The sequence below is a fragment of the Hungatella sp. genome (genome assembly GCF_046966825.1).
Window position 1 is genome coordinate 1 of record NZ_JBKVCZ010000232.1, and the last position, 5,270, is coordinate 5,270.

The following is a 5,270-nucleotide window of genomic DNA, read 5'->3' on the forward strand; positions in this document are numbered from 1 at the left end:
TCTTCCAGAAGCGCCTGCCTCCTCCCGCGGCCCAGTTCTCCGCAATCCCCTGATCTCTCTCATCCAGCAGCCTCCACCATGCGGCAATGCGTGTTTCATCATCTTTCCGTATCCGTTCCACATACCCGGGATCGCTGCAGGCATCCAGTTCCTTCCGTTCATCGGGAAAATCGCAGAGCGCCTCCCGGCTCATCCACGCTTGTACAGGGGTTCCCCCTACCGCGGTTAAGATCAGGCCGACCGGGATACGGTAACGCTCATACAGCTTCTGCGCAAAGAAAAAGCCAACGGCAGAAAATACCGGAGTATGTTCCGCCGCGGCCGTCTTCCACTCCCCGCCGGACAGCGCATCAGAGTCAGAGTCAAATTTCCACTGAATCGGAACCGTAAACTGACGGATCATGGGTGATGCGCCCTTTTTATATGCTTCAGGATACCGGTATTTGACCCGTTCCATGGGTAGCTGCATATTGGACTGCCCCGCCATGACCCAGATATCTCCGAAATAAAGATCGTGAAACTCCAGTTCTTCTCTTTCGGATTCAACCCGCAAGCAGTATGGTCCTCCTGCTGCAAACGGAGGCAGCTCCACCAGCCACGTCCCAGCCGGGTTCACCACACCCCAGCCGGATTTCGGCTGAATCACGCCGTCTGCCTTTACTACCCACTCAGGCTCCAGCTCTGCCCGCACTCTGGCTCCGGCTCTTCCCCTGCCGCGCACCGGGATCACTTCATCCCGCTGGAGCACCGCATGATCCGAGATGAGCGATGCCACAGAAAACCGGACATTCTGTTCCATATCCGATCACCCCTTTACTCCAGTCGATGTAACGCCCTCCACGAAATACTTCTGCGCGGAGAAGAACAGGATCAGGGCCGGGAGCAGCGCCAGAAATGACATGGCGAGAATCTGGTTCCATTCCACGATACCGCTGCTCTGGTCGATGGACATTTTAAGCGCCAGCGCCACCGGATACTTTTCCAGGCTGGTCACGTAGATGAGCGGCCCAAGGAAATCATTGAAGCTCCATACGAACTGGAAGATCGTACAGCTGATCAGCGCCGGTTTTAAGGACGGCAGCAGAACCCTCATCAGCGTCTGAAAGGAATTACAGCCGTCGATTGTGGCCGCCTCGTCCAGATACGTGGGGATCGACCGCATGAACTGAATCAGCATAAACACGAAAAAGGGTTCATTGGCAAACATGGTCGGTGCGATCAGCGGCACGTACGTGTTGAGGAGTCCCATCTGCTTCCACAAAATATAGAGTGGAATTCTTGTCACGACGGCCGGAAGGAACATGGTAGCCATCAAAATCGAAAAGCATATCTTTTTAAACGGAAATTCAAACCTTGCAAAGCCATACGCGACAAGCGTACTGGACACGAGGCAGAAGACAATTTTCGGCACCACGAACCGGAAGGTATTTAAGAAAAACGTGGTGAACGTATACTTTGTACGCGTCTTCCAGCCTTCTATATAGGGAGTAAAGTCGATCCGTTTCGGAATAAAACTGATCGAAGTAAATATTTCGTTATTGCTTTTAAAGGTAGCGCCCACCAGCCATATAATCGGATAGATCATGACGAGCGCCACGACAATCAGGACGATATAACGGATGACAGAGCTGATGACCACCCGTCTGCGCCTCCGCAATTCCACTTCGCTGAATTCTCGCGTTTTCTCCATCTTCTAATTACCTCCGTCCGAATAATAGACCCACTTGTCCTGTGTCGCAAAGAGAATCAGGGTCACAGCCACGATGATGAGGAACAGAATCCAGCTGGCGGCACTGGCATACCCCATGTTAAAGTACTTAAATGCATTGTCATAAATATACATGGAAGTCAGATAGGTGGCATTTAACGGTCCCTTCCCCGTTACAAGGTACGGGCCGTTGAATTCCTGGAACGCATTCACCAGCTGCATGACCAGATTGAAGAAAATCGTAGGTGTGATCAGCGGCATGGTAATATGGATAAAGGAATGGAGCTTGGTGGAACCGTCCACGCTGGCCGCCTCATAGAGATCCTGGGGCACGTCCTTGAGAGCGGCCAGAAAGATCAGCATCGCAGAACCAAACTGCCAGACCTTCAGGATTATAATGACACTCATCGCCCCGCCCGGGGAAGAGAGCCATGCCACCGGCTGTATCCCGACAACGCCAATGATACGGTTGATAAGCCCGTCCTGCTGAAACAGGAATCTCCACAGCACCGCCACCGCCACATTTCCTCCCAGCAGGGACGGAATATAGTAGGCTGTCCGGAAAAAGTTAATACCCTTCAGCTTAAAATTCAATATGTATGCAATAAACAGGGCAAACGCCAGCTGTAATGGCACCGTAATCACAGTGTATTTTAACGTTGCGGTAAGCGTACCTAAAAAATCTTCATCATGAAACAACTTGGTGTAGTTGGCCAGACCAATGAAATTCGGTTCTCTCACGAGATTGTAATCCGTAAAACTGATAACCAGCGCGTTAATAAACGGATACAGGGTAAGAAAAACCATACCGATCAGCCATGGGAGGATATACACCAGACCCATTTTGCTCTTTCTCAAAGAATCTCCTCCTTCCTGCGTGCTCTTTATTTGCCGTAGTCCTGTTTCAGTTTTGCAACCTGCTCGCTGGTGGCGTCAAAGATGGCCTGCGCAGCTTCCTCGGCCGTGCTCTTTCCAAACTCAAACTTCTCGTAATTACTTTCATAGGAATTGGTAAATATGGCGTTCTCAAAGATCGGAGAATTGTTGATTACTTTCGCTGCATCGGTAAAGTCGTAAGCCTGCTTTACGGCTCCTGTGATCTGACCGTCTGCCTCTAAGGAAGCCTTGGCCGCCCTGGAAGCCACCATGCCGCGGGTAGAACCCATGAGCTTCGTTCCTTCCGGATCGTTTAAGATATACTGTAAAAATTCAGCCGCTTCCTTTGGATTTTTGGAATCCCTGGAGATTGCAAACAGCAGGGAGGGCTTTGCCATAGTTCCTTCAAATACGGCTCCATCGATTACAGGGAGCGGCGCTACCACCAGTTCGTCCCCCTTGTCCTCCAGCGTCTTGGCGTTCGAAGCGATTCCTCCGGTCCATTCCAGTACGCCAGCGTAGCCGCCATTGATATATTTTGCATTCTGGGCAATGGATACCGGCTCATTGCCCACATTCTCGATATAATCTTTTCTGGAACAGAAGACATGGGCATCCGCTAAGTCCTTATACCAGAGAAGCGCTTCCTTATAATCATCCACGGTGTAATTCATACTTAAATCTTCTGCAAATTCGCCCTTCCCTGTCTTCTGCTGCAGATAGTAGACTGCTGCGAAACGGAACGTAGGGCTGACGATCATATACGCATTGGGATCCTGCTGGGTAAAGATTTCCGCCGCCTTCTTATACTCCTCGAACGTCGTTGGAAGCTCGGTGATACCGGCTCTGTCAAATGCGGATTTATTGACGTATAAGCCCAGCGTGTTCTGGCCGTATGGGACTGCCTGCATCTTGCCGCCCGTCTTTCCGAATTCTAAAAAGCCCTCGTCATACTGTGAGAAATCGATAATGTCCTTTACCTGATCGAGATCGTAGAATCCGTCTCCGTTTGGACTGTACTGGATAACCCAGGGATAGTTGACAGTCATGACATCTGCTGCGGTTCCGCCTGCATAACGGGTGGCAAAGGTCTCTTCCAGATTGCCGAAGCCGGAAGGCTCTCCGGTCACTTCGATGGCGCCGGCGTGAGCCGCATTGAAGGCATCAATAGCGTTCTGTGTAGCCTGATGGCGGTCGTCATTGCCCCACCAGGAGAAGCTTAATTTCACGGTCTCTCCCGATGATTTAGACGCCTCCGGTGTTTTTTCGTCCGCTGCCTTCTCTGTCCCGGCCGCTCCGGTGCTTCCTTCTTCCCCGGTATTGCCCGTTTCTGCGGTCTTGCCGCCGCACGCGGTCATTGCCATGCTCGCTGCCAGTACGGCTGCACATACGATACCTGCTTTACTCCATTTTTTCATAATACTACCTCTTTCTTTTTATTATTGGTATATTTTCCTTCCCTTTTCATCGGGGATTCCCGACTTACGGTAAAAGTACGTGTTTACCTGGTCACGCCAGCTGACGGCGTTTTCCAACTGCCAGGCGAGGCGCTCCTTCATATTTAAGTAGCTCTCCCCGTCCAGGGAGTCCTTTAAGCTTTCCCATATTGCCTGATACTCTCTCACCCTCTCCACGCCCTCAAAATGAGTGTCGTAGATGTGCTGAATCACCGTTTTTCCAGAATGCAGCACATGGGTGTAAGGCACATGGTGGAAAAAGAGCAGAAGCTCATCGGGGCAGGACGAAAGGTCCTCATATTCATAAAATCGCGCGTCGGAATACTGCCTCGTATAGGAGGTCCCCGTCTTCACGGTCCTGTCCCTTCCGACTCCGTCTCTGTCGGCATAGTGGTATGTCCCCCACCGGTCGTACTCATATCCATCAATATCGACGCCGTAGTGGACGGCGGGTTTACACATGAAGCCAACACCAAGAGGACAGGTATAAGCTTCGTACACGTCCCTCGATGTCGTTAGAATCGCCGCCAGCTTACCGCACTTTTCTTCGGTCAGGCAAAAGCTCTGGCGGACCCATTCTTCGGCGATCACCTCCGATGATAATTCATGATTCCAGACCAGCCTTCCGAAGCCGTAGAGATTGGCCTGGGCCAGCTTGCTGCCCGTCCAGTTGGCATCCATTCCCACGTTTCCGACGCCCGCAATGCCGGATCGGCTGCGGACAGGAGAGTTCTCTCTCACCGCGTCCTTTACCGTCAGGCTTTTGCCGTGTTTCGTATCAAAATTCATGGTTTCCTTCCACATCGGAACGAGGTAACAGATATCCCTCTGATGCCCGGTATACTCCTGTGTAATCTGAAATTCCAAAATTTGATTTGTCTTTTTTAAAGCTCCAAACAGCGGGGACACCGGTTCTCTGATCTGGAAATCGATGGGGCCATTCTTGATCTGAAGAATCACGTTGTCCAGGAACCTTCCATCCAGAGGTTTGAAGATATCGTAAGCGGCGCGTGCGCGGTCCGCCTCCCGGTTCCACCAGTCCTGGGAGCAGTCGTATACGAAGCAGCGCCAGATAATGACTCCTCCGTAGGGTCCTGCCGCCCTCGCCAGCATATTGGCGCCGTCGTCATGGTTCCTGCCGTAGGAGAACGGCCCTGGTTCTCCTTCCGAATCTGCCTTTACCACGAAGCCGGCAAAATCAGGAATTTCCTCATAAATTCGTTTTACCG

The 5,270-nt window shown here is 51.6% G+C and carries 4 protein-coding genes and 1 pseudogene; all 5 read right to left on the reverse strand.

The annotated features are described in order from the left end of the window. Nucleotides 1–799 (reverse strand): sialate O-acetylesterase (locus ACLTD4_RS32815; protein ID WP_412331924.1); only part of this gene is annotated, 799 nt, incomplete at its 3' end. A gap of 6 nt (nucleotides 800–805) precedes the next feature. Beyond that, nucleotides 806–1,690: a carbohydrate ABC transporter permease gene (locus ACLTD4_RS32820; RefSeq protein WP_055653036.1), complete on the reverse strand. Its 885-nt coding sequence runs from the start codon at nucleotides 1,688–1,690 to the stop codon at nucleotides 806–808. Between the two features lie 3 nt (nucleotides 1,691–1,693). Further along, complete coding sequence (locus tag ACLTD4_RS32825; protein ID WP_025531310.1) at nucleotides 1,694–2,566, reverse strand: carbohydrate ABC transporter permease; 873 nt, start codon at nucleotides 2,564–2,566, stop codon at nucleotides 1,694–1,696. A 26-nt stretch (nucleotides 2,567–2,592) separates the two neighbouring features. Further along, nucleotides 2,593–4,002 carry an ABC transporter substrate-binding protein gene (locus ACLTD4_RS32830; protein WP_117620505.1) on the reverse strand — a complete coding sequence of 470 codons (1,410 nt, stop codon included), beginning with the start codon at nucleotides 4,000–4,002 and terminating at the stop codon, nucleotides 2,593–2,595. A gap of 21 nt (nucleotides 4,003–4,023) precedes the next feature. Beyond that, nucleotides 4,024–5,270 (reverse strand): annotated as a pseudogene (locus tag ACLTD4_RS32835) (alpha-glucuronidase); the annotation flags it as partial.